Genomic DNA, 20833 nt, shown 5'->3' with positions numbered 1-20833 from the left:
AATTACTCGTGTTGCCGCGACTGTATTTCAACCCACAATACCGTTCAATTCAGCCGTCAGCGGTGACGGGTGGGGCTAACCACGTATAAGCAACCAAAACGCTCAAAGCGACCAATTTCGGAGAATAAAACGGGGAGGATTTGGAAACGCTTACCGAATATGGTCGTTCTACTATCCGATGTAATGACACTCAGATGTCAGCATTGTCAACCCATCCGCACTGTCATCTGATATCATATGACAGTGACTATTCGGGGTTAACGAGAGATTGGCGACGAAATCAGTCGAGTAGCGCCACGAGGTCAGCAATATCGTTATGTTCAAGTTGGAGCACGGTTTCCACGATTCGCTCCCGTCGAGAGTGGTCGTATCTCCCCTCGGCCATCCGTCCGAACTTCGCTTCTACCTGCTCCCACGACATCGAGTTGTTCGGATGGCCCTCGAAATCATCCTTTTCGACGCGGTGCGTCGTCCCATCCGCCATCGTTATCTCGATGACTGCAGGCATCTCGCCCGCCTCGAACCGGTCGGTCAGCTCGTCGTCCTCCGCCACCCCTACAGTGCGAAGCAGTTCTTGCACGTCGTCTCGCTTGATTCGCTCGGGGTCGTACTGCGCGTTCGTCATCTCTCGGTCGATGAGCGCCGCGGCCAGCATGTACGGTAGTGAGTGGTCGGCTTGCGCCTTCGTCTCCACTTCGTACCGACTTCCCTCGCCCCCGCCGATGATGAGTTTCGCGCCAGCGAAGGTGTCCAGGTGAATCGAATCTACGTCCTCGGGGTCGATCTCCTCAGCTTCAGCCAACTCGATGATTCCCTCGACGGCGGATTGAGCGTATGTCTCGGCAACGTACTGTTTCGTCATCACGTCGTGGACGTGCTCCCCCGGCGAAAAATCAACCTCGAAATCGCCGGAGACGATTTGTTTCCACCCTTTCCGGCCTTCAAACAGGTTCGTCGGTCCTTCGACGCCGTTTTTCGCCAACATGGCCGAGTAGACGCCGTTTCTGGCGGCGTTCGCGGAAGCGAGCCCTTTCCACTCCGAAATTCCCTCAGTTCGCGTCACCCGAAGGGCGTTGTGTGCGGTTCCCGCGATACCGATTGCGGACTGGATTTCGTCGTGGGTGAGTCCCAGCAGTTTCGCCGCCCCCGCGGTCGCCGAAATGACGGTGTGGGTGACGTGGTCCCACCCTCGGTCACGAACCGGCGCGTTCCACGCGAGTTCGGCCTGTACTTCGTAGGCGATTCCAACCGCGGTGAGCAGGTCTTTCCCCGAACGTCCTTCGTACTCTCCGGCGGCGATTATCCCCGCGATGTTGTCGCTCGGATGCGGCGTTTCCCCCGGCGCGAGAAACGAATCCATGTAATCGAGATACCGTACGTACGCGGCGTTCAGCATGGCCGCATCCGGTGGCGACGCCGTTCCACCGCCCCAGAGCGTACACCCCTCGCCGTTCATCTCCTCGACCGTCGCCCGAACTGCTTCAACCGGTTCTTCTCCCATCGCGCCCACCGCGATGCCAATCGAATCGAGAACGCGCTTTTTCAGTTCATCGACGGACTCCCCCGAGAGGTCGTCGAACTCCATTTCAGCGACAAACGCCGCTATTTCTGCTGTCGTCGTCATACGACACCCCTGCAACCGGGACGACCAAAAGCACCCGCGGGTGTTCAGCGCGGTTCGCGGCGGAAAGTCGCCGTTACCGGAGTGGCCAGAAACTGTTCTCACCGTGGTCGCCCTGCCACGCGAAAGTGAACGGTTTGCGGGCCGGAAGTCGCGTCAGTTTGGTCCGTCCTCTATTTTCCCGCCGCGCCGTACCGTCGCGTTCCGTCGGCGGAAACGTACGGTTCCTCTCGCGTTTGAAATTGTATTCAGGTTCTCGTAGACGTGAATCCTCGATTCCGAAACAATGACCGTCCATTGCGCTGACCGTCGTGACGATTCCGCGAGTCCAAGTCGCTGGCGGAAGAATGAATCCGACCGCTTTGCCGTCGAATTCGACGGCGTCCTATTCGAACCCGAATTCGGGATAGCTACGCTTGGGATGGCGTCGCGCCGAATCACCTGCGCGACGTTCGTAGTCGGGCAATACGAGAGAGAAGATAGAAAATCGAGGGGACGCTTCAGTGGTTATTTCGGGTACCGGACGTACGGACCGGGAAGCAGGGCGCGGAGCGAAAACGACCGACGACGGGATTTTTCGCCCGCCTCGTCGCGAGTCACCTCGGTCGGTTTCGTCTCAGCCGTTTTCTTTTCCGTGTCTATCATCACGTGTACAAAACATCTCATCGTACTTTATTATGAGTAGAATAACCACCGACAGGGTGCGTATGAATTGAGATACCGAGCCGACTAATCGGTTAATACGAACGTTCCAATGGGATGATTTCGAAGGCTCATCATCGGGTCGCTCGTCGCGGGGCGACGAGTAGGTGCGGACTATTTTCAGCGCCGCAGCATCTCCACCGATGAACCTCACTCCAACGGGATGGACGCCGTGGCGAACGATGCCCGGAGCGATTTCGACGCTGACGAAATTTACCCGGAAGGTCGGCGGTTTCACCGGATTGAACATCACCACACATATCTTGCCCGAGTGAAATGTAAACAGTATGAAGTTCAGTGACGCGAGTTCTTCGGTTCGGGCAATCCTCCTCTCCCGACCTGCAACGATACTCCCGGTATTTCTAGCCGGGACAAGCGCCAGCATGGTCGCACAGTCGGTCCCGATCGTCGGCGTCGTGTTGGCCTACCTGCTCCTTCTCGGAACCGATCGAATAGAATCGGTTTTCGCCGCGATTCAAGGCGTCGATTTCAGCCAATCGAACCCGACCGAGGCGGAGACCGAACGAATCGCAGAAGCGCTTATGCAGTTGTTCACGCCCAAAACAATCGCCATTCTCGTTCTCTCCGTTATCGGCGCACTCGTCGTCGGACTCATCGCCCGCGCCATCGCGGAAGCGGCGCAAGTTCACACGACGACGGCGGCGCTTCGAAACGAACCGGCACTCCCGTCGGGAGTCGCCGGTGCGAACAACGACTGGTGGACGTTTATCAAACTCTCAGTCGTTCGTGCACTCACTTTCCTCCTACTGCTGTCTCCCATCGGACTGTTGGCGTACTTTGCCACAACAGTCAACTCAATGCTTATCTTGCTGGTCTTCCTCGGCGGTTTCCTGTTGATCCCGGTCGGGTTCGTCGTTTACCTTCTCTTCATGTTCGTTCCGCAGGCCATCGTCATCGACGACGTCGGCGTTCGCACCGGAATCCGCCGGAGCGGAAGTTTCGTGTGGAACAACAAAGCCCGGGTCGGAGCCTACCTCGTCATCGTAATCGGTCTCGTCGGAGTACTCGGCTTCGTCTCGTTCTTCTTCCAACTCCTCGGCGTCGGTCAGCTCCTCGGAATTGCCGTCGCCTTTTTCCTAATACCGACGCTCGGCCTGTTGAAGACGGCGCTCTATCTCGACGAACAGCCCCTCGAACACGGAGCGCGCGGGTCGGTTCGCGGCGCATTCAGACGCGGACTCGGCGAACTCAAATCGTTCGTCTTTGGTCGCTTCGAACTCGTCATTGCTTCAACTGCCCTGTTCGCCGCCGGAACCGCTGGCGGCTGGTTCGCAACCAGCCAGTTCGCGCTCGAAAGCCTCCAGACGGACGTGTCCCAGAACGTGTTCGGTGCCATCCCCGTCGATACATTCGTCATGCTGACGGCGAACAACTGGCTTGTCTCCATCTCCGCCGCGTTTTCCGGCCTCGCGTTCGGCGCGCCGACGGTCGTCGCGCTCCTGTTCAATGGGCTCATCGTCGGCGCTGTCGTCGGACTCCTCCCGGACACGTCGATCGCCGTCGCTCTCATCGCACCGCACGGCATAATAGAAATTCCCGCACTGTCGATTGCAGGCGCGCTCGGTCTCCATCTCGGCGGTACCGCGTGGTCGTACATCCGCAGTTCCGCGACTGCAACCGACCTTGCAGGCGAACTCAGCCGGGCGTACTACATCCTGCTCGGACTCCTCCCGGTGTTCATTGTCGCGGCGTTCATCGAAGCGTTCGTGACGTGGTGGTTCGCCGCTGCCCTCACGTAAACGGCTAGTTTCGGTTCAACTGTCGAAACGACTACTCAAGAATCTCACTCGTCGGCGTACTGTTTCATTGCGCGAGTTCGGCGAACCGGTTCGTATCCTCGTCGGTTCCGGCGATGATGAGTTGGTCGTCCGACCGAACAGTAAACGTCGGGCCGAGGTCGGTGATAACCTTGCCGTTTCGTTGGACGGCGATGACGGTACATCCCGTTCGAGAACGAATTGCGGCGTCCCTGAGGTTCCGTCCCGCGAGGCGCGGCGCAGTCGTTCGGACGACTTCCACTTGTTTGTTCGGAGACATTATCTCCTCTTCATCGAGAATCGTCGAGGCGAGCATCCGACCGCTGACCGTTTCGAGCGCGAGTACGTAGTCCGCACCCGCGCTGTACAGTTTCCCGATGTTATCAGTCTCGTTCGCCCGGGCGACGATTTCGATGCCGGGAGCGAGTTCACGCGCAACGAGGGTAGTAAAAATCGTCATCGTATCGTCGCCAAGCGAAAGAATGAGTGCGTTTGCACGTTCGACGCCAGCATCGCGTAGAATGTTTTCCTCTGATACATCCCCAACCACATCGACGCCTGGTTTGTCCTCGATGTCGACCACGACGAGTCGCATGGCCGTCGATTGTAGTTCGTTTTCCACCGTCAAACCGACTTCTCCATATCCCGCGACGATGACTGACCTGCGTTCCGTGTCGAATTTATCGGAAAGGGTCATCTCCTTCAGCCGTTCGAGTTGGGCTTCTCGACCTGCCGCAAGCAAAATCGTGCTTTCGTCCAACGGGGTATCGGGAGATGGGGAGCTCTGAAACTCGCCGCGCCGCCAGAGGCCGATAATGTTCGCCCCAGTTCGTTCACGGATACCGCTCTCCGCAAGTTTCGTTTTCGAGACCTCACTGCCGCCCTGAATCGATATCTCGACGATTTCGAAATCCTCACCGATGGTGACTGTTTCGCCGAGGTCGGTGGAGACAGATGCGGTCACTTTCTCCGCGAGGCTGTGTCCAAGCAGATGACGCGGCGAAAACACTTGGTCTGCCCCCGCGTATTGGAGATAGCTGGTCAAGTTCGCCTCCTCTACGAGGGTGATAACCTGCACGTCGGAGGAGACTTCCCGAACTGCCAACGCGATGCTGGCGTTTTGTTCATCGGTTGCATCCGCGATGACCGTATCCGCCCGTTGGACGTGAACCAATTCTAGCGTCTCGGCAGATTCGGGGTCGCCGTGGACGACGTTGACGTTTCGTTCGTACAAGTCGAGGGCTTCCTCGCGGTCGCTGACGACGATAACATAGTCGCGGTTCCACGACTGGAGTTCGTCGATGAGCGTCTCCGCGCGCGGTGAGTAGCCACAGATGACGATGTGGTCGTCGATTTCGTCTATCGAGGTCGGTGGACTCGTGCGTATCATTTCCTGAATCCACGGCGCGACGAACAACGGGAGGGCCATGAAGATAAGCACTACCCCCGTCATCTGCATCACGATTATCAGCACGATCATCTGCGGCGAGTCCCACTGTCCGGCGTCCGTCCCGAATCCGGTCGTCGTGAACGTCTCAATGACGATGGCGAACGATTTAAGGAGACTTTTATCAATACCTTCGAAGGTCGCCATCGCCCACGAGTAAGCAAATGTGTACGCGACGAGAACCGTGATGAATGCACTAATGTAGAGTAGCGCTCGTCGCCGTTGTCGTTTCATCCTCATTTTTTGTGCTGTCATCCTGGCGTCTTTATCCTGCCGACAGAGATCGGTTCCGAAAGCGAGTGGTACGTACTCAGTTGAACACAATCGATTTTCAATTCATCGAAAATTACTATAAAAATAGTCGGTCGCTACTCGACTTCGTTGTAATTTTCGATGAGCCGAAACTGTGATTCCAACTCGGCCATCGCCTGCTCCGGTGTCGATACCCTCGAATACGCGGAAAAGACGTTTTGGGCGGTTTTCTGCGATTCCTGTACCCACGCGATGGTGACGGGGCGCGGAAGCGCGTTTTCGCCCGCAACGCGAAGCGAATCCAGATACCGACCCATCACCGGCACCTGCTTTGCCCGTTCCGAATCGAAGAGGGTTCTGTCCGGCGGCAACAGACCGAGGTTTCGAAGAAGCGTGAGCTGAAAGCGTTCCTGCGTCATCGCTTCGATCACTTGTAACGTTTCATTTAATTTGTTAGTGTTCGGATTGACGGCGACGTGCCACCCGCCGAGCGAAGCAGTCGGTCCCCCCGTCCCGGGATATTTCGCCTGTTGCTTGGTCACCGCGTACGGAATCGGCATCACCCCGAGGTCGGTGCCGAACGCACCTTCGTCACCGGCGCTGAGAATCGCGTACGGCCAATTCCGATGCATCACGGCGTCGCCGTTGAGAAACGGTGCGAGCGACGTATCCTCTATCCAAGATAAGACCGCACGGGGAACGATTTCACCCGCGTATCCCTCGAGTGCAGACTCGTCCCCCTGTCCGTACATGAACGCCCGAATCATCCGAATCGAATCTATCGTTGCTCGCGTGTTCACGGTTATCGGTCGCTTTCCGACAGGTCCGAAGAGATGTTCCCGTCCGCCGAAGTACGCACCACCCCAACTGGACATGAACTCGTTGAAGGTACAACACGGAAGGCCCTCGTACTGACTGCCCTGGAACGTGAATCCGTACTGAATGTCTCCGTTGCGGTCGAGTACGTCTCGCGTCACTCGGGAGAACTGTCTCCACTCGATGGAATCCGTCGCCCAATTTTCGCCGTCGGGGTCGTATCCGGCCTCCTCGACCAAGTCCTTCCGATACAGCATCGACGGAAAGTCGGGGTAGAGCGGCACCGCGTAGAGGTCATCGTTTGGCCCTTTAGCCGTCGAGAGACTCGTTTGAAAGTAGTCGGATTCGATTCGTCGTAGCAGTTCGTTCGGGAGGTGTTCGCTCAAATTGAGCAACTGTCTTTGGATGACGAGGTCGAGCGTCCACCCGCTATCCGTCATGAGGAGGTCGGGTTCGTTCAAATCGGCCGAGAGCCATCGTGTGTACTGTTGTTGTACTTCGTCGGTTTCGGCCGGTCCCGGGATGATTTCGAGCGAGATGTTTTTGTCCAATCCCGCCTCCCAAAGTGCGTTCTGAAACGTATCCGTCAGCTCCCAGAAATCTCGATTCGACGCCCACTGTATCGTCGTTCTCCCCTGAGCGCTACTGACCGATACAGAACTACCGGCGACCCCGAGTCCGCCCAGCGCGCCCGTCCATCGTGCAAATTCTCGTCGCGTTACGGCGCGTGCTGAACTGTTGTCACTGTTCGAGTCGTATGAACTCATTTTTCTCCCCCCAATACCGAATACTCCCGAACGAATATCAATAAGAGGGCGATTTTCCGCATCGCCGACTCGTTATCCGAAGACTGCTCGCGATCACCTCAACATTCCGTCCCGGACGGGAGAACGGACGGAAACGCAACCGGGATGCGTTTTAGCTCGCGCACATGCGGACTACTAAACTCCCCTCGGGACGTTTTTCGGTGCAATGGCGACCTATCGTGGTGCAATCGTGGATATGGACGGAACGTTAGTTCGAGGCGACGAACTCCTTTCCGGTACGGAAGCGGGTGTGCGGGCGCTCCGAGAGAACGGGATAAGCCTTCTCCTCTTTTCGAACAACCCGACACAGCCACCCGAGCGCTACGTCGAGCGACTCGGCGCACATGGCATCAGTATCGACGAGGAGCGAGTGCTTACGTCGGCGCTCGTCACCGCCGAGTTCCTCGAGGCCGAGTACGACGAACGCGACGCGTTCGTCGTCGGTGAAACGTATCTCCGCGACCTGCTGCGCGAACGAGGATTTACGGTGCGGAACGACCCAGATTCGGCGGAACTGGTCGTCGGTTCCATAGACCGCGAGTTCGATTACGACGAACTCGCGCGCGCTCTCTGGGCGCTCGAAGACGGTTCCCCGTTTATCGGCACCGACCCGGACGTGACGATACCGGCCCCGGAACGCCTCGTCCCCGGGTCGGGGGCCATCATCAACGCCATCGCGGGCGTCGCGGGAAGGGAACCAGCGCACATACTCGGAAAGCCGGCACCTCAGGCGGGGGCGGCGGCGCTCGAACGCCTCAGCGTCCCGGCTGAGGATTGTCTCGTCATCGGCGACCGATTGGACACCGACATCGCGCTCGGAGAGCACATCGGGGCGACGACGGTACTCGTCCGGTCAAGAGTGACAACACCGGATATACTCGAAGAATCGCCGATTCAGCCGGATTATATCCTCGATACTATCGGGGAGATTGGTGAACTGCTCGAGAACTGAACGTCTTGATACGAACGCCAAAAACGGATATCCAAAATCGGTCCGAACAGTGGTTAAACCAGCATCAGAGTCAGTATACTTACCAGAACGAGCACCACGAGGACGACGCTCATTCCGATACCCGCGCTGAGCCGAACGTGGTCGTGGCCGGTGAGCCGCCCGAGCGCGGAGTCTGGGTGTGTGACGACGTCGGTCGAGACGCGCGACACCTTCACCACTGCGCGGTCAACGCCAGCGTACAGATTCGTGGTGCCGACGACTACCGCGCGAGTTCCGTACAACGCGACCGGATTGTACAGGCTGTCGATGTCCGGAACGCGGCCGACTTTCTTGAGCGGCTTCTTTAAGAACACGTAACCGACGGCGGCGATAGCCGCCAGCGCAAGTCCTTCTTCGATGTGGCCGAGGGTGTAGGTCGTGTAATGGAACCCTTCGGTAGGAAGAATGGCGAACAGCGCCGATGGGAACAGTCCGTAGAACACGCACAGACCGGCGACGAGAATCATTCCGACCGACTGCCCCCGATTTGCGTCTTTTACCGAACTGTCGTACTCGCCCTCGACGAACGCGCCGTAGCCCAACTTGATGAACGAGAGGAACGTCCCAACACCGCCCGCCAGCAGGAGATACCAGAGAACATCGAGATGTTTCTTGTGCGCTGCGCTGAGAACCATTCCTTTCGAAACGAAGCCGTTGAATCCGGGGAATCCGGCGATGGAGAGCGCCGCGATGGTGAACGTGATGGTGGTAATCGGCATCTCCCGTGCGAGGCCGCCGACCTTTTTGAGATTCTCTTCACCTGTCCGGAAAATAATCACGCCGACGGTCATGAACAGCAGACTTTTGTAGAGGATGTGGTTGAAAACGTGGCCGAACGCACCGCCGGTCGCGAGCGCACCGCCGATACCGACGCCGGCGACCATGTATCCGACCTGCGACTGGATGTGGTAGGAGAGCAGTCGGCGCATATCGCTCTGCAGCAGCGCCATGCTCGCGCCGAAGACGGCCATGAGCGCACCCATGTACGCGATGGCGAGTTCACCGTCCGGGAACACCCGATACATCCCGTACACGCCGGTTTTGGTCGTGTAGACGCAGAGGAAAACGCTCGCGGCGATGTGCGGTCGGGGGTACGTGTCCGGAAGCCACGCGTGGAGGCCAACGAATCCGACGTTGACGCCGATACCGATGGCGGCGAGGATGGGTGCGATTTCGCCCGCCATTCCGCCGCTGGTCGCCGAGAATAGGAACGACCCGGCCTCGACGTAATGCCACACCACGGCGCCGAGCAGTAGCGTTCCGCCGACGCCGTGCAACAGCGCGTACCGGAATCCGGCGCGCACCGCGCGACCGCCGTAGTACCAGACGAGCAGGGTGCTCGTAACCGCCATCAGCTCCCAGAAGACGATGAGCGTGAGCCAGTCTCCGCCGAACACCGCTCCGAGGCTCGTGCCGACGTAGGAGAGCGCGAACGCGGTCTGAATCGAATCCGCGTTCGAGTACAACGAGTAGAGGACGGCGACCGCGCCGATAAAGCCGAAGATGAGGCCCATCAACGTGGAAAACCCATCCACGTTGTAGAGAACCGCGTCGAACCCGAACAGCGACACGGGGAGATGTTGGCCCTCCGGCGACAGCCAGACGTACGGAACGACGGCGGCCGTGGCGAGGATACCAAGCGCGTGGCCAATTTTCCGACCGACGAACGGTAGCAGTACGGCCGCGAGCAGGACGGGCAAGAACGGCGGAACGACGGGATCGACCATTAGACGGTCACCCCCGTCACGCCGGAAACGACGAGCCTAACAATTCGAAGGAAGACGGCGGCGTCGGGAACGATACCGAGAACGATAGACCCCGCCGCCGCGAAGAGAATCGGTCCCAGCATGAACCACGTGGATTCGTCGCCGTTCCATCTGCGATGTTCCCACGCGAGGCTATCGTCGTGGCCGTGTTCCGGCCGAATGTGTACTGCGGCCTCGCTACGGTCGATCGCTCCTTGCCCCTCGTGGTCGGGGGCGTATCCATGGTCGTCTCTCTCAACGTCGTCGTCGGGGGAACGACCGCCGTCGGTGGCCGTGTCGGTGGTTGCGTCGCGTTCGCCGTACCGACCGCCCAAAACGTTCTCGACGACCGGTTTCGGGTCGGCTTTTCCGGGTGATTCGAAGAATGCGGTGTAGACGACCGGCCAGAAGTACGCGATGTTGAGAACGCCCGAAACGAGCAGTGCGCCGGTGAACACGACGTCTCCGGCGGTAACGGTTCCGATAAGCAGGTAGTATTTGCTGACGAAGCCCGCAACCAGCGGAATCCCGGCCATACCCAACGACGCAATCGCGAAGGCAGACATCGTCAGCGGCATTCGCCTGCCGATACCCGCCATGTTGCTGATGTCGTCGGTGTGCGTCTCGACGTGGATTGCACCGGCGCAGAAGAACAGCGTGAGTTTCATGAACGCGTGCGCGGGGATGTGAAGGAGACCGCCGACGAGCGACATCGGGTTGAGCACCGCCAGTCCGAGGACGATGTACGAAAGCTGGCTCACCGTAGAAAACGCGAGTCGGCGTTTTAAGTTGTCCTGTCTGAGCGCGATGATGCTCGCGGTGACGAGCGTGAATGCCGCGACGCTCGCCAGCAGCAGACCGAGGCCGAGGTCTGCGACCAAATCGGGTCCGTACACGTCGAGGATGACGCGTGCGATTCCGAAGACGCCGGATTTGACGACCGCGACGGCGTGCAGGAGTCCGGACACCGGCGTCGGGGCGACCATCGCGTCGGGAAGCCACGAATGAAGTGGCATGAGCGCAGCCTTGACGCCGAATCCGGTCATCAACAGCGCGAACGCAGCGCGGGCGAACATCGGGTCGGCGGTCGCCAAATCGGCGATTCCACCGGGGGTAAACGTCGTCGTTCCGGTCATCCAGAACACAAGAATCGCGCCGGAGAGCACCGCGACGCCGCCGCTAAAGGTGTATGCGAGATACTTTCTCCCGGCGGCGCGCGCCTCTTCGGTTTCGTCGTGCGCGACGAGGGGATAGGTCGCCACCGTGAGCAGTTCGTAGAAGACGAACAGGACGAGGATGTTGGAGGCGAACGCGATTCCCATCGCCGCCGAAACGCTGGCCGCGAACGCCGCGAAGTACCGCGTCTGGTTGTGCTCGTCCAACCCGCGCATATAGCCGATGCTGTAAAAGCTCGTCACCAACCACAACAAACTCGCCAACAGGCCGAAGAGGATGCCGAGGGCGTCGGCCTGAAGGGAAAATTGCACGCCGGGAACGAACGTCCCGAAGTCGGTAACGTACACGTTCCCGTCGAGGACGCCCGGAACCATGCTCGCCACGATCCCGAGGTTCGCGACGGCCGCGAGGATGGTCCAAAACTCCCGAACGTTTGGCCGTCCTCGCGATGCGAGAATCGGGACGATAACGACTGCCGATACGAGCACTGCCGCGACCGGTCTGTAAGATGGTATTTCTATCATGCGAGAAGGCGTTCAATCGTTGGTTCGAGGAGCTCTCCATACCCGAAAGCGGCGAGACCGAGAGCGATGGCCAGCACCGCCGCCGTCAGAACCGTCGCCCGCATCCCCATCGAGACCGGTGCTAGTTCGGCATCGGTTCCGTTTCCGTCCGCGACGATGCTGGCGGCCGATTCGGTTTCCGCCGTTTCGACGGGTGAGGACGGCTTTGCGGGTTCGCGGAAGTACATCCGCTCGATAATCCGGACGAAGTAGGCCAGCGTCAGGAGCGTGCTCGCGAGGATAACCACCGCGAGCGGCCACGCCTCCGCCTCGACCGCACCCACCGCGATGTACCACTTCCCGACGAATCCGACCGCCGGGGGAACGCCGACCATCGCGAGCGCGAGAACGCCGAACACCCCCGCGCCCACGGGCGAGCGCTCGGCGAGTCCTTCGTAACTGTCGATGGTTCGGTCGCCGGTCGAGTTCGCAACCAATCCGGTTGTCAGGAACAGGCCGCCTTTCATGATGGCGTGCCCGACGAGATGAATCATCGCACCGGTTAGCGCGGAGACGTTTGCCACCGCGATGGCACCGACGACGAGGCCGAACTGCGAAACCGACGAGTACGCGAGCATCCGTTTGATGTCGGTCTGCGTGACCGCGAGAACACTCCCGAGGATGATGCTCACCACCGCACCGGCTACGAGGACGGTGCGAGCGAGCGAGTTTTCGAGCAAGAAATCCACGGTGAAAACCGTGAAGACGATTCGCATCAGCGCGTAGGCCGCGACTGTCGAGACGAGCGCGGAGATGAGCGCGCTCACCGAATCCGGTGCACCAGCGTACGCGGCCGGTTGCCACGTGTGAACCGGGAAGACGGCGACCTTGACGAAGAGGCCAGCTACGAGGAGGCCGAAGGACGCCTGCACGAGCGGCGACGTGTAACCGACCGCCGCGAGCTGATTGGAGAGATCGACCATGTTCAGCGTCCCCGTTGCGACGTACGCGTAGCCGATTCCCAACAGGAACAGCGACGCGCCGACGGTGCCGACGAGGAGATATTTCAGCGCCGCGAGAGCGGACTTTCCGCCTCTGCCGCTCGCGACCAGTGCGTACGCCGCCAGCCCCGTAATTTCGAGGAAAACGTACATGTTGAACACGTCGCCGGTGATACTCATTCCGGTCAGACCGGCGACGAGGAGCAGGTACGTCGCGTAAAACGAATTCGAACGCGGCCCCGCAACTCGCGCGTAGCCAAGGACGCCGAGCGCGACCACCGCGACGAGAACCGCCATCGTCGCGGAGAGGCCGTCGATGACGAGTTCGATGCCGTACGGGGCGGTGAATCCGCCGACGACGTACCGGACTGGCTGTTCGCCGAACGCTCGAACCGCGAGCGCCACCGCGGCACCGACTTGGACGAGCGATGCGAGCGCGGCAATCGACCAGCCGGATTTCGACCGGACGAGTCCGGCGAGAAACACCATGATGGATCCGAAGATTGGAATCGAAACCAACAGCGGAGCGAGGTCATTCATCGGCGGTCACCTTCCGGATGGCCTCCTCATTCAGAGTCCCGTACTCGTTGTAGATGCGAACGATGAGTCCGAGCGCGACGGCCGTGAGGCTCACGCCGACGACGATGGCGGTGAGTATCAGCACGTGCGGGAGCGGGCTGACGTGCGGTTCCGCGGCGGTCAGCAGCGGGGGGCTTCCTCCCTTGACGAACGCGGTGACGATGAAGAAGAGGAAAATCCCTGTCTGGAAGATGTTCATGCCGATAACTTTCTTCACGAGGTTCTGATTTCCGATCATCATGTACGTTCCAACACCTAACAGGGAGAACGCGACGAGGTAGTAGATTCGAGACGCAAGTAGCTCTATCATACCGTCTCACCTCCGCTGTTCCGCATCCCGGCCGCGATGACGAAAAAGAGGCCGGTGACGATTCCGGACACGATGAGACCGATGGCTAACTCGACAAACTCGATGCCGTATTTGGTGGCGTGGTGGATGCCGTAGGCGGAATATTCCAAAAATCCACCGCCGAGTATCACCGAACCGACGCCGGTCAACAAGAACGCGAGCACGCCGATACTGATGAGTGCGACGGGAAGCTTCGGGCCGACCCAGTCGCGCGTCGTCCCGATGCCGAACGCGATGCCAAGCATGAGGACGACCGTACCGACGATGACGCCGCCTTGGAAGCCGCCACCCGATGTGTCCGCACCGTGGAACATAATGAACAGCCCGAACGTGAACACGAACGGCGTGATGATCCGGACAGTCGCCATGATGATGGGACTTTCGACGTACGGCGTTTGTGACTCGTTCGTCGTGACCTCGTTCGTATCGTCGTTCATTCGAACGCCTCCTTATGAAGTACCAACAAGAGACCGACGCCCGCCGAATAGACGACGACGGCCTCGCCGAGGGTGTCAAACCCACGGTAGGCCGCGAGGACGGCGGTTACGCTGTTTTTTACCTCCGTTTCCTCGTAGGCGTTGTCGAGATAATACTTCGTCACGTCGTCGGTGGCGACCGCCGAATCGGCGGCACCGACCGGCGGGAGCGCGAATAGCGTCGTCGAAAGCACCGCGACGAGCGCGACCGCGACCCCCAACGCGCGGAAATCGACGTTTTCGAGGGCCCGTTCGTCGGACGGACGGACGGTTTTCGCAATGGTCAACAAGAACAACACCGTCATGACACCGGCACCGACTGCGGCCTCCGTGAGACCCACGTCGGGTGCCCGAAGGAACACCCAGACGATTGCGATGCCGAGGCTGTACGCGCTGAACGCGATAATCGAACCGAGAACGTCCCGAAGGAGTGCCGTCGCGAGCGCGCAGGAGAGGACGAACACCAGTAGCCCGATTTCTATCGCACTCATGATTCCTCCTCGTCCACGGTCCACGGTTCGATACCCTGTTCGGTTGCGGCACGGGTGATGGCGTGTGCAGCGGTTGGGTTCGTGATGAACATGAACAACAGGAGCAGGACGACTTTCAGCGTCGAGAGGTCGATGCCGAACGAGATTGCGACTGCAGAGAGCGTCAGAATCGCACCGAGCGTCTCGCTCTTTGAGGTACTATGCGCGCGCGTGTAGAGGTCCGGAAGACGAACGAGTCCGACGACGGCGACGACGGCGAAAAAGACACCGCCAGCGGCCAGTACGAGAACCGCAATTTCTCGTGGCGTCATCACAGAACACCCCCGCGTTCGACGGTGAACTTCGAGATGGCGATGCTCAACAGGAAGTTCAACAGCGCGTACACGAGTGCGATGTCGAGCGCGCCGGGTTCACCGATAGCCGCCGCCAACAGTGCGATGACGATGACGACGTTCGAACCGATAACGTTGATGGCGATGACGCGGTCGGGCATCGTCGGACCGCTGACGATGCGGTAGACGCCGACCAGTGAGGTAAACACGAATCCCGCGGCGGCCGCCATCAGGATATCGTTGACGAGCGTCACGAACTATCCTCCTCCTTCTTCCTGCGCTCAATTGGACTGGGAATTCGTGCGGCTGCCAGTCCGTAAAAAACGAATCGGACTGCTCGTTCGAGGGAGCCATCGAACAAATCGTCGCGCGAACTACCGGTGAGCGTGTGAACGGTAAAATGTCGTCGAGAAACGTCTACGGTAAGAGTACCGGGGGTGAGAGTGATACTGTTCGCGAGCGTCGTAACTGGCAGCGCCGACCACACGGCGGCGTCGAACTCCACCATCTTCGGGTCAATCGGGAGATCCGGATGGAGAACGACGCGAGCGATTTCGACGTTCGCTTTCGCGATTTGCCACAGCAGATACGGCACGTACAGCGCGAACCGTCCGAGGTGTTTGGTCGTCCGGATGGGGTGAACCGGGGTCGTAAGCGACACTCCCCACAGCGACACCGCGACGATACTCGCGGTGATTGCGCCCGTAGCGAGTTCGAACGGAGCGACGGAGCCCGCGAGCAGGAGGTAAAAGAAGTACGAGACGCTGAACAGGGAAAAGAACTGAGCGACCGTCCCGCGTTTCACTAGCAGCGGACTCCGCCGTTCTCGCTGGACAGGCGCTTCGGTAAGGTCGAGACCGGCTCTACGAACTTCGGCCTCCAGCGGCGGTAGTAGCGGCGTCGTTCCGAGCGGGTTGAATCCGGGATCGAACACCGCACGTTCGAGGTCGTGATCGCGAGCGTACCGGACGAAAACATCGGCGTAATCTGCGGGGCTGAACAAATATTCGCGAGTGCCGACCATCGTGGTTTCTATCGTCACGGCGTCAGCGTCGTCACCAAGGTCTTCTTCAGCCCAAACGGCCACTCGGTCGAGAAGCGTGTGAGCCGTCTTAGTCTCTTTCGTCTCCGTGTCGAATGTGAGACGCTCCGAAAGCGGGTAGACGAAGTGGATAGTCGCCGATGAACCGGTTTCTCTGGCACGTTCGAGAGCCTGCTGAACGACATACGCAACCGTATTCCGGAGGGAAAACGATTCCGAAACCGGAACCAGCAGCCGCGAGCTGGTCAGCGTGACCACCCCGCAGGAGAGGTTGTCGTCCGAACGAGAGTAGGTGTCATCGATGCTTCGCGTAACAATTTGACCACACAGTTTAAAGGGTTTCTTTATCGAGTTGATTTCGCCAATTCTCGCGGAATAATCTGCGGGCTAGTCAAATAATTACCACATTCTTCGACGAGACCGCGGTGAAATGGAGAATTAATTCCTACTTTCGTCAGTGCGGTGAACGACGCGCCGACTCGCAGACGAAGTCGGCACATCGCTGTCTACACCTATTCACGCATTCAACAGGCATATATTCCGCGGATTCGAGAACAGGTACATGACACTCGAAGGCATCGACGAACTGGATCAAACGATTCTTTATATGCTCCAGTGCGACGCACGGAAAACTACCTCTAACGACATCGCCGAAGCCGCGGGCGTTTCTGCGAGCACAGTTCGGAACCGCATCGAACGACTGGAGGAAAACGGGATTCTGCAGGGGTACGACGCCGACGTCAACTACGAACAGGCTGGCTATCAGCTTTACACGCTCATCATCTGTAGCGCGTCCGTCCGTAATCGCGAAGAACTCGCCGAAGCCGCGCTCGACGTTCCCGGCGTCGTTCGGGTCACGGAAGTGATGACCGGGGAGAATAACGTTCACGTCAGCGTCGTAGGGAACGATAGCGACGATTTGAGTCGCATCGGTCGCGAGCTCGACGAACTCGGATTGGAGGTGGTGGACGAAGACCTCATCAGGAACGAATATACCAGCCCGTCCGCTGATTTCAGATGCTGACGAGGACATAATAGTAAATTTTCCCCGTATTTTTCCGATAGACGCAGAAAATAAGCTAACTTTATATTCATCCATCTCTCAAAACAGTCTAAGGTGCTTCTCGTAGCCAAGCAAGCGAGAAGCATCGGAGTATGATACCTATGAGTCAACCATGGAAGGACACGATAAACGACGCACGGCAGACCGGAAATCCCGACACATGCATCATCGGGGGAGATTACGTCGGTCACGAGATTGCAAATAGACTCGTCAACAAGGGGGTGTCAGTTGCGCTCGTCGATACGATGCCTCCGAGCGACCCGCCCCCTGAACTGACGGTTCACTGCGGCGCATCGCTCGGTTTAACCGAACTACGTCGCGTGAATATCCACGAAGGGACGACGATTCTGTCGGTCTGTCCGGAAGATGGCGTAAATTTGTTGATGGCACAATTAGCCCGGACACAGTTCGGCGTAGACCGTGTTATCGCACGGGTGAACGACCCGCGCCGTGTGACCGCATTCAAAGACCTCAATATCGAGACAGTTGACGCCGCGGCCGCCCTCGGCCGTCTGATTACGGAGCGATGGTAATGGCTCGAAATGCCGTGCAGGTGCCACCGTACGTTGTCACTTTTGAATATATTAATAGGTTTTAGACACAATGGTGAAAACACTCGAACGAGACCTCGGAATCGGTGCGGTGTTCGCTATCAGTATCGGCGCGATGATCGGGAGCGGTATCTTCATCCTTCCCGCACTCGCACTCAAAATAGCAGGTCCCGCGGTGATTCTCGCGTACTTGCTCGCAGGGGTGTTGGTCGTTCCGGCCGCCCTCTCAAAATCCGAGATGGCGACTGCAATGCCCGAAGCGGGCGGCACGTACATCTACATCGAACGCGGAATGGGCCCTATTTTAGGGACGATTGCGGGTGTCGGAACGTGGTTTTCCCTCTCGTTCAAAAGTGCGCTCGCACTCGTCGGCGGAGTACCGTATCTCGTACTGCTGTTCGATCTGCCGGTGAAACCGGTCGCCATCGGATTGGCCGCGTTTCTCATTGTCGTGAATATGCTCGGCGCGAAACAGACCGGGCGACTCCAAGTCGGCATCGTCGTTGTCATGCTCGCGGCGCTCGGCTGGTTCGTCGCGGGAAGTGTCGGAAGCACTCAGACGGTGAACTACGAGCCGTTTTTCGTCGGAGGCTGGAGTGGTCTGCTGGCCGCAACCGGACTCGTGTTCGTCTCGTACGCCGGGGTCACGAAAGTCGCTAGCGTCGCGGAGGAAGTCGAAAATCCGGGGAAGAACATTCCGTTGGGGATTCTCGGGTCGCTGGCGTTCACGACGTTGCTGTACGTCGCAATCGTCGCGGTGATGGTCGGCGTAACCGAGGCAGGCAGTATCGCAGGTTCACTCACGCCGGTGGCAGTCGCCGCGGAAGCGACGCTTGGACGGACCGGCGTGTGGGCGGTCATCGGCGCAGCGATTCTCGCGCTCGTCTCGACCGCGAACGCTGGTATCCTTTCCTCGTCGCGTTACCCGTTTGCGATGAGTCGCGACAAACTCGTCCCACCCTCGTTTGCGACGATAAGCGACCGGTTCGGCACCCCGACTTCGTCAATCACGCTGACGGGAGTCGTCGTACTCCTGCTCATCGCCTTCGTTCCAATCCTCGAGATCGCCAAACTGGCGAGCGCGTTCCAGATTCTCGTGTTCGTACTGGTGAACCTCGCAGTCTTCGCTTTCCGTCAGGGGGCCGCCGATTACGAACCGGTGTTCGAGTCACCGCTCTATCCGTGGATGCAGGGCTTCGGCGTACTCAGCGGTCTCCTATTGCTCACGCAGATGGGGACAATCGCCCTCGCGGGGGCGGTCGTCATCATCGTCGGAAGTATCGTCTGGTACGTCGTCTACGCACGCCCGCGCATCCAGCGCGAGGGAGTCGCCACCGACGTTGTCCGCCGCCGAGTCGGCAAAAACGTACTCGCGGAGACCGAGACGCTGATGACGGCGGAATCAGTCACTGAACGGAACGGAAACGAAGTGCTGGTCGCGCTCACGCGCGACGTGAGTTTGGACCGCGAGCGGGCACTCCTGCGACTCGCCGCCGACCTCGCCAGACCGAACAACGGTCGTTTGGTCGTCGTTCGATTCGACGAGGTTCCCGACCAAGCGCCGCTCAACCACGCGGCGGAAGTCCAATCACCGGCGGACGTCCGATTCGAGGAGCAAACCGACACGCTCGTTGACGAACTAGACGTGGACGTCGATTACGGTGAAATCGTCAGTCACGACACGAAGCGCGCAATCGTCAATTTCGCGACCCAGCGCGACGTGTCCGCAGTCGTCGCCGAACACGAACGACTGCGTCTTCGGTCGCGGCTACTGGCCGACCCAATCGATTGGGTCGTCCGACACGCCCCGTGCGACGTGTTGTTGGTCGAAAACCGCGGCTACGACCGACCACAGCAGGTCGTTCTCGCCAGCGAGGGCGGGCCGTACGACCCGACGACGGTCGCGGTGGCCGACGCCATCGCCCGTGAGACCGGCGGTCAGGTCACCCTCCAGTTCAACATGGCGGACGGACAATCGAATCAGCGACGGCGAACGATAGAGGAGTACCAAACCGAACTCGCCGAACTGCTCTCTGCCTCGGTGTCCGCGAACGTCGTCCGGTTCGACGGCGGCGACTCCCTACCGAATCCGGATGTCGTCATTCGTCGCGGCGCCACCACCCGAATCTGGGGGGGAAGGGATTCACAGCAGCGCACCACGGTTGACTGCACCGAGGTGACGGTTTATCCGAACGAGTCCCGTCGTCCCGGACTCGTGCGTCGGCTGATTGACCGCCTCGTCTTCTAACCGTCGCGGTTTTCCGGTTTTGGGTTCAAATTTGGATAAGGAGGGACCGGAGAACGAAGTTTCCCGTCCGGTTGAAATACGCCCACCACCTTCTTCGCGGGTGTATCAACCATGATTTCGCAGAGCGACAAAGCGGCTGAAATCAATACGTCCTCGATGCCAATCGCCCTCCAAAGTCGGGAGGAGTCCTGCGACACACGAGACGGTGACTCTTAACTTTCCGGCCACGAGACGGACGGTATGGAACCGGACGACAACCATCGCAGTTGGGCCGAACGTTCGGGGGAGTTTTCGCCCGCGTACTACGCCCAAATCGGTTCGAACGAGGTGAGCGAAACTCTCACCAACGTGTTCGAGTACTACGTGGAAGAAGACGCAGAAATCCTCGAAGTCGGCTGTAGCTCCGGCCGCCACCTCGCCCACCTCCGCGACGACGGCTTTACGAACCTCACCGGAATCGACATCAACGACGAGTCGTTCGACGTGATGGACGACCGGTATCCGCGACTCGCGGAGACGGGGACGTTCCGAACCGGCGCGATAGAGGATGTACTTCCAGAATACCCCGACGATGCCTTCGACGTGGTCTACTCCGTGGAAACGCTCCAACACATCCATCCCGAAAACGAGTGGGTGTTCGAGGAGTTGATTCGCGTCACGAGCGACCTGCTAATAACCGCCGAAAACGAAGGGAACAGCCCACATCGCGGCCGGGACGGGTTCGAAGTAAGCTACGTTCACGACGATTTCCCGCTCTATCACCGCGATTGGAAGCGAGTGTTCTCCGACCTCGGCCTCGCCCAACTCGTCTGCGAACCGGGTAGTCGCGATACGGTTCGCGTCTTCCGGGCGCTCTGATAGGTA

Annotated in this window: 20 protein-coding genes; 7 read left to right on the top strand and 13 right to left on the bottom strand. The window is 59.2% G+C overall.

The window, feature by feature from the left end:
* Positions 1-280 precede the first annotated feature (280 nt).
* Complete coding sequence (locus LIX15_RS07820; protein ID WP_227773180.1) at positions 281-1624, bottom strand: MmgE/PrpD family protein; 1344 nt, start codon at positions 1622-1624, stop codon at positions 281-283.
* 504 nt (positions 1625-2128) lie between these two features.
* Entirely contained in the window at positions 2129-2266 is a 138-nt protein-coding gene (locus LIX15_RS07815; RefSeq protein ID WP_227773179.1) for a hypothetical protein, read from the bottom strand.
* Positions 2267-2466: 200 nt separating this feature from the next.
* On the opposite strand from LIX15_RS07815, the gene LIX15_RS32735 reads away from it, so the two are divergent.
* Both LIX15_RS32735 and LIX15_RS07810 read left to right on the top strand, forming a co-directional pair.
* On the top strand, positions 2467-2598 hold the full coding sequence (locus tag LIX15_RS32735) for a hypothetical protein (RefSeq protein WP_265338365.1): 132 nt from the start codon (positions 2467-2469) through the stop codon (positions 2596-2598).
* Between the two features lie 12 nt (positions 2599-2610).
* On the top strand, positions 2611-4083 hold the full coding sequence (locus LIX15_RS07810; RefSeq protein WP_227773178.1) for a stage II sporulation protein M: 1473 nt from the start codon (positions 2611-2613) through the stop codon (positions 4081-4083).
* A gap of 64 nt (positions 4084-4147) precedes the next feature.
* Here the strand turns inward: LIX15_RS07810 and LIX15_RS07805 are convergent, their stop codons facing one another.
* Both LIX15_RS07805 and LIX15_RS07800 read right to left on the bottom strand, forming a co-directional pair.
* Complete coding sequence (locus tag LIX15_RS07805; RefSeq protein ID WP_227773177.1) at positions 4148-5782, bottom strand: potassium channel family protein; 1635 nt, start codon at positions 5780-5782, stop codon at positions 4148-4150.
* A gap of 134 nt (positions 5783-5916) precedes the next feature.
* On the bottom strand, positions 5917-7383 hold the full coding sequence (locus LIX15_RS07800) for an extracellular solute-binding protein (protein WP_227773176.1): 1467 nt from the start codon (positions 7381-7383) through the stop codon (positions 5917-5919).
* A 205-nt stretch (positions 7384-7588) separates the two neighbouring features.
* On the opposite strand from LIX15_RS07800, the gene LIX15_RS07795 reads away from it, so the two are divergent.
* On the top strand, positions 7589-8374 hold the full coding sequence (locus LIX15_RS07795; protein ID WP_227773175.1) for an HAD-IIA family hydrolase: 786 nt from the start codon (positions 7589-7591) through the stop codon (positions 8372-8374).
* A 53-nt stretch (positions 8375-8427) separates the two neighbouring features.
* On the opposite strand, the gene LIX15_RS07790 is transcribed toward LIX15_RS07795, so the two are convergent.
* The 9 genes from LIX15_RS07790 to LIX15_RS07750 are packed head-to-tail and all read right to left on the bottom strand — an operon-like array spanning position 8428 to position 16356.
* Complete coding sequence (locus LIX15_RS07790; protein WP_227773174.1) at positions 8428-10140, bottom strand: Na(+)/H(+) antiporter subunit D; 1713 nt, start codon at positions 10138-10140, stop codon at positions 8428-8430.
* Positions 10140-11858, bottom strand: coding sequence for a cation:proton antiporter (locus tag LIX15_RS07785; RefSeq protein WP_227773173.1), 1719 nt, complete (start codon positions 11856-11858; stop codon positions 10140-10142). Before LIX15_RS07785 ends, LIX15_RS07790 begins: the two co-directional genes overlap by 1 nt.
* Complete coding sequence (locus LIX15_RS07780) at positions 11855-13378, bottom strand: monovalent cation/H+ antiporter subunit D family protein (protein ID WP_227773172.1); 1524 nt, start codon at positions 13376-13378, stop codon at positions 11855-11857. The genes LIX15_RS07785 and LIX15_RS07780 overlap by 4 nt, the downstream gene beginning before the upstream one ends.
* Positions 13371-13727: a cation:proton antiporter subunit C gene (locus tag LIX15_RS07775; RefSeq protein WP_227773171.1), complete on the bottom strand. Its 357-nt coding sequence runs from the start codon at positions 13725-13727 to the stop codon at positions 13371-13373. Before LIX15_RS07775 ends, LIX15_RS07780 begins: the two co-directional genes overlap by 8 nt.
* A complete protein-coding gene (locus tag LIX15_RS07770) occupies positions 13724-14203 on the bottom strand; it encodes an MnhB domain-containing protein (protein WP_227773170.1) in 480 nt (159 codons plus the stop codon). The genes LIX15_RS07775 and LIX15_RS07770 overlap by 4 nt, the downstream gene beginning before the upstream one ends.
* A complete protein-coding gene (locus LIX15_RS07765) occupies positions 14200-14733 on the bottom strand; it encodes a DUF4040 domain-containing protein (protein ID WP_227773169.1) in 534 nt (177 codons plus the stop codon). The genes LIX15_RS07770 and LIX15_RS07765 overlap by 4 nt, the downstream gene beginning before the upstream one ends.
* Complete coding sequence (gene mnhG / locus LIX15_RS07760; protein WP_227773168.1) at positions 14730-15044, bottom strand: monovalent cation/H(+) antiporter subunit G; 315 nt, start codon at positions 15042-15044, stop codon at positions 14730-14732. The genes LIX15_RS07765 and mnhG overlap by 4 nt, the downstream gene beginning before the upstream one ends.
* Positions 15044-15319: a cation:proton antiporter gene (locus LIX15_RS07755; RefSeq protein ID WP_227773167.1), complete on the bottom strand. Its 276-nt coding sequence runs from the start codon at positions 15317-15319 to the stop codon at positions 15044-15046. The genes mnhG and LIX15_RS07755 overlap by 1 nt, the downstream gene beginning before the upstream one ends.
* Positions 15316-16356: a monovalent cation/H+ antiporter subunit E gene (locus LIX15_RS07750; protein WP_227776870.1), complete on the bottom strand. Its 1041-nt coding sequence runs from the start codon at positions 16354-16356 to the stop codon at positions 15316-15318. The genes LIX15_RS07755 and LIX15_RS07750 overlap by 4 nt, the downstream gene beginning before the upstream one ends.
* Before the next feature lie 313 nt (positions 16357-16669).
* Here LIX15_RS07750 and LIX15_RS07745 point away from each other — a divergent pair, with 313 nt between their 5' ends.
* The 4 genes from LIX15_RS07745 (at position 16670) to LIX15_RS07730 (ending at position 20827) form a co-directional block, all read left to right on the top strand.
* Positions 16670-17131 (top strand): Lrp/AsnC family transcriptional regulator, encoded by a 462-nt coding sequence (locus LIX15_RS07745; protein ID WP_227773166.1) that lies wholly within the window; start codon positions 16670-16672, stop codon positions 17129-17131.
* Positions 17132-17271: 140 nt separating this feature from the next.
* Positions 17272-17703, top strand: coding sequence for an NAD-binding protein (locus LIX15_RS07740; RefSeq protein WP_227773165.1), 432 nt, complete (start codon positions 17272-17274; stop codon positions 17701-17703).
* A gap of 73 nt (positions 17704-17776) precedes the next feature.
* Positions 17777-19969 (top strand): APC family permease, encoded by a 2193-nt coding sequence (locus LIX15_RS07735; RefSeq protein WP_345411553.1) that lies wholly within the window; start codon positions 17777-17779, stop codon positions 19967-19969.
* A 240-nt stretch (positions 19970-20209) separates the two neighbouring features.
* Positions 20210-20827: a class I SAM-dependent methyltransferase gene (locus tag LIX15_RS07730; protein ID WP_227773163.1), complete on the top strand. Its 618-nt coding sequence runs from the start codon at positions 20210-20212 to the stop codon at positions 20825-20827.
* The last annotated feature ends 6 nt before the right edge of the window (positions 20828-20833 follow it).

The sequence above is a fragment of the Haladaptatus pallidirubidus genome, from assembly GCF_020700235.1.
In the GTDB taxonomy this organism is placed as follows: domain Archaea; phylum Halobacteriota; class Halobacteria; order Halobacteriales; family Haladaptataceae; genus Haladaptatus; species Haladaptatus pallidirubidus.
The sequence above is the reverse complement of the archived record's forward strand: the minus strand, read 5'-3'. Positions and strand labels throughout refer to the sequence as shown.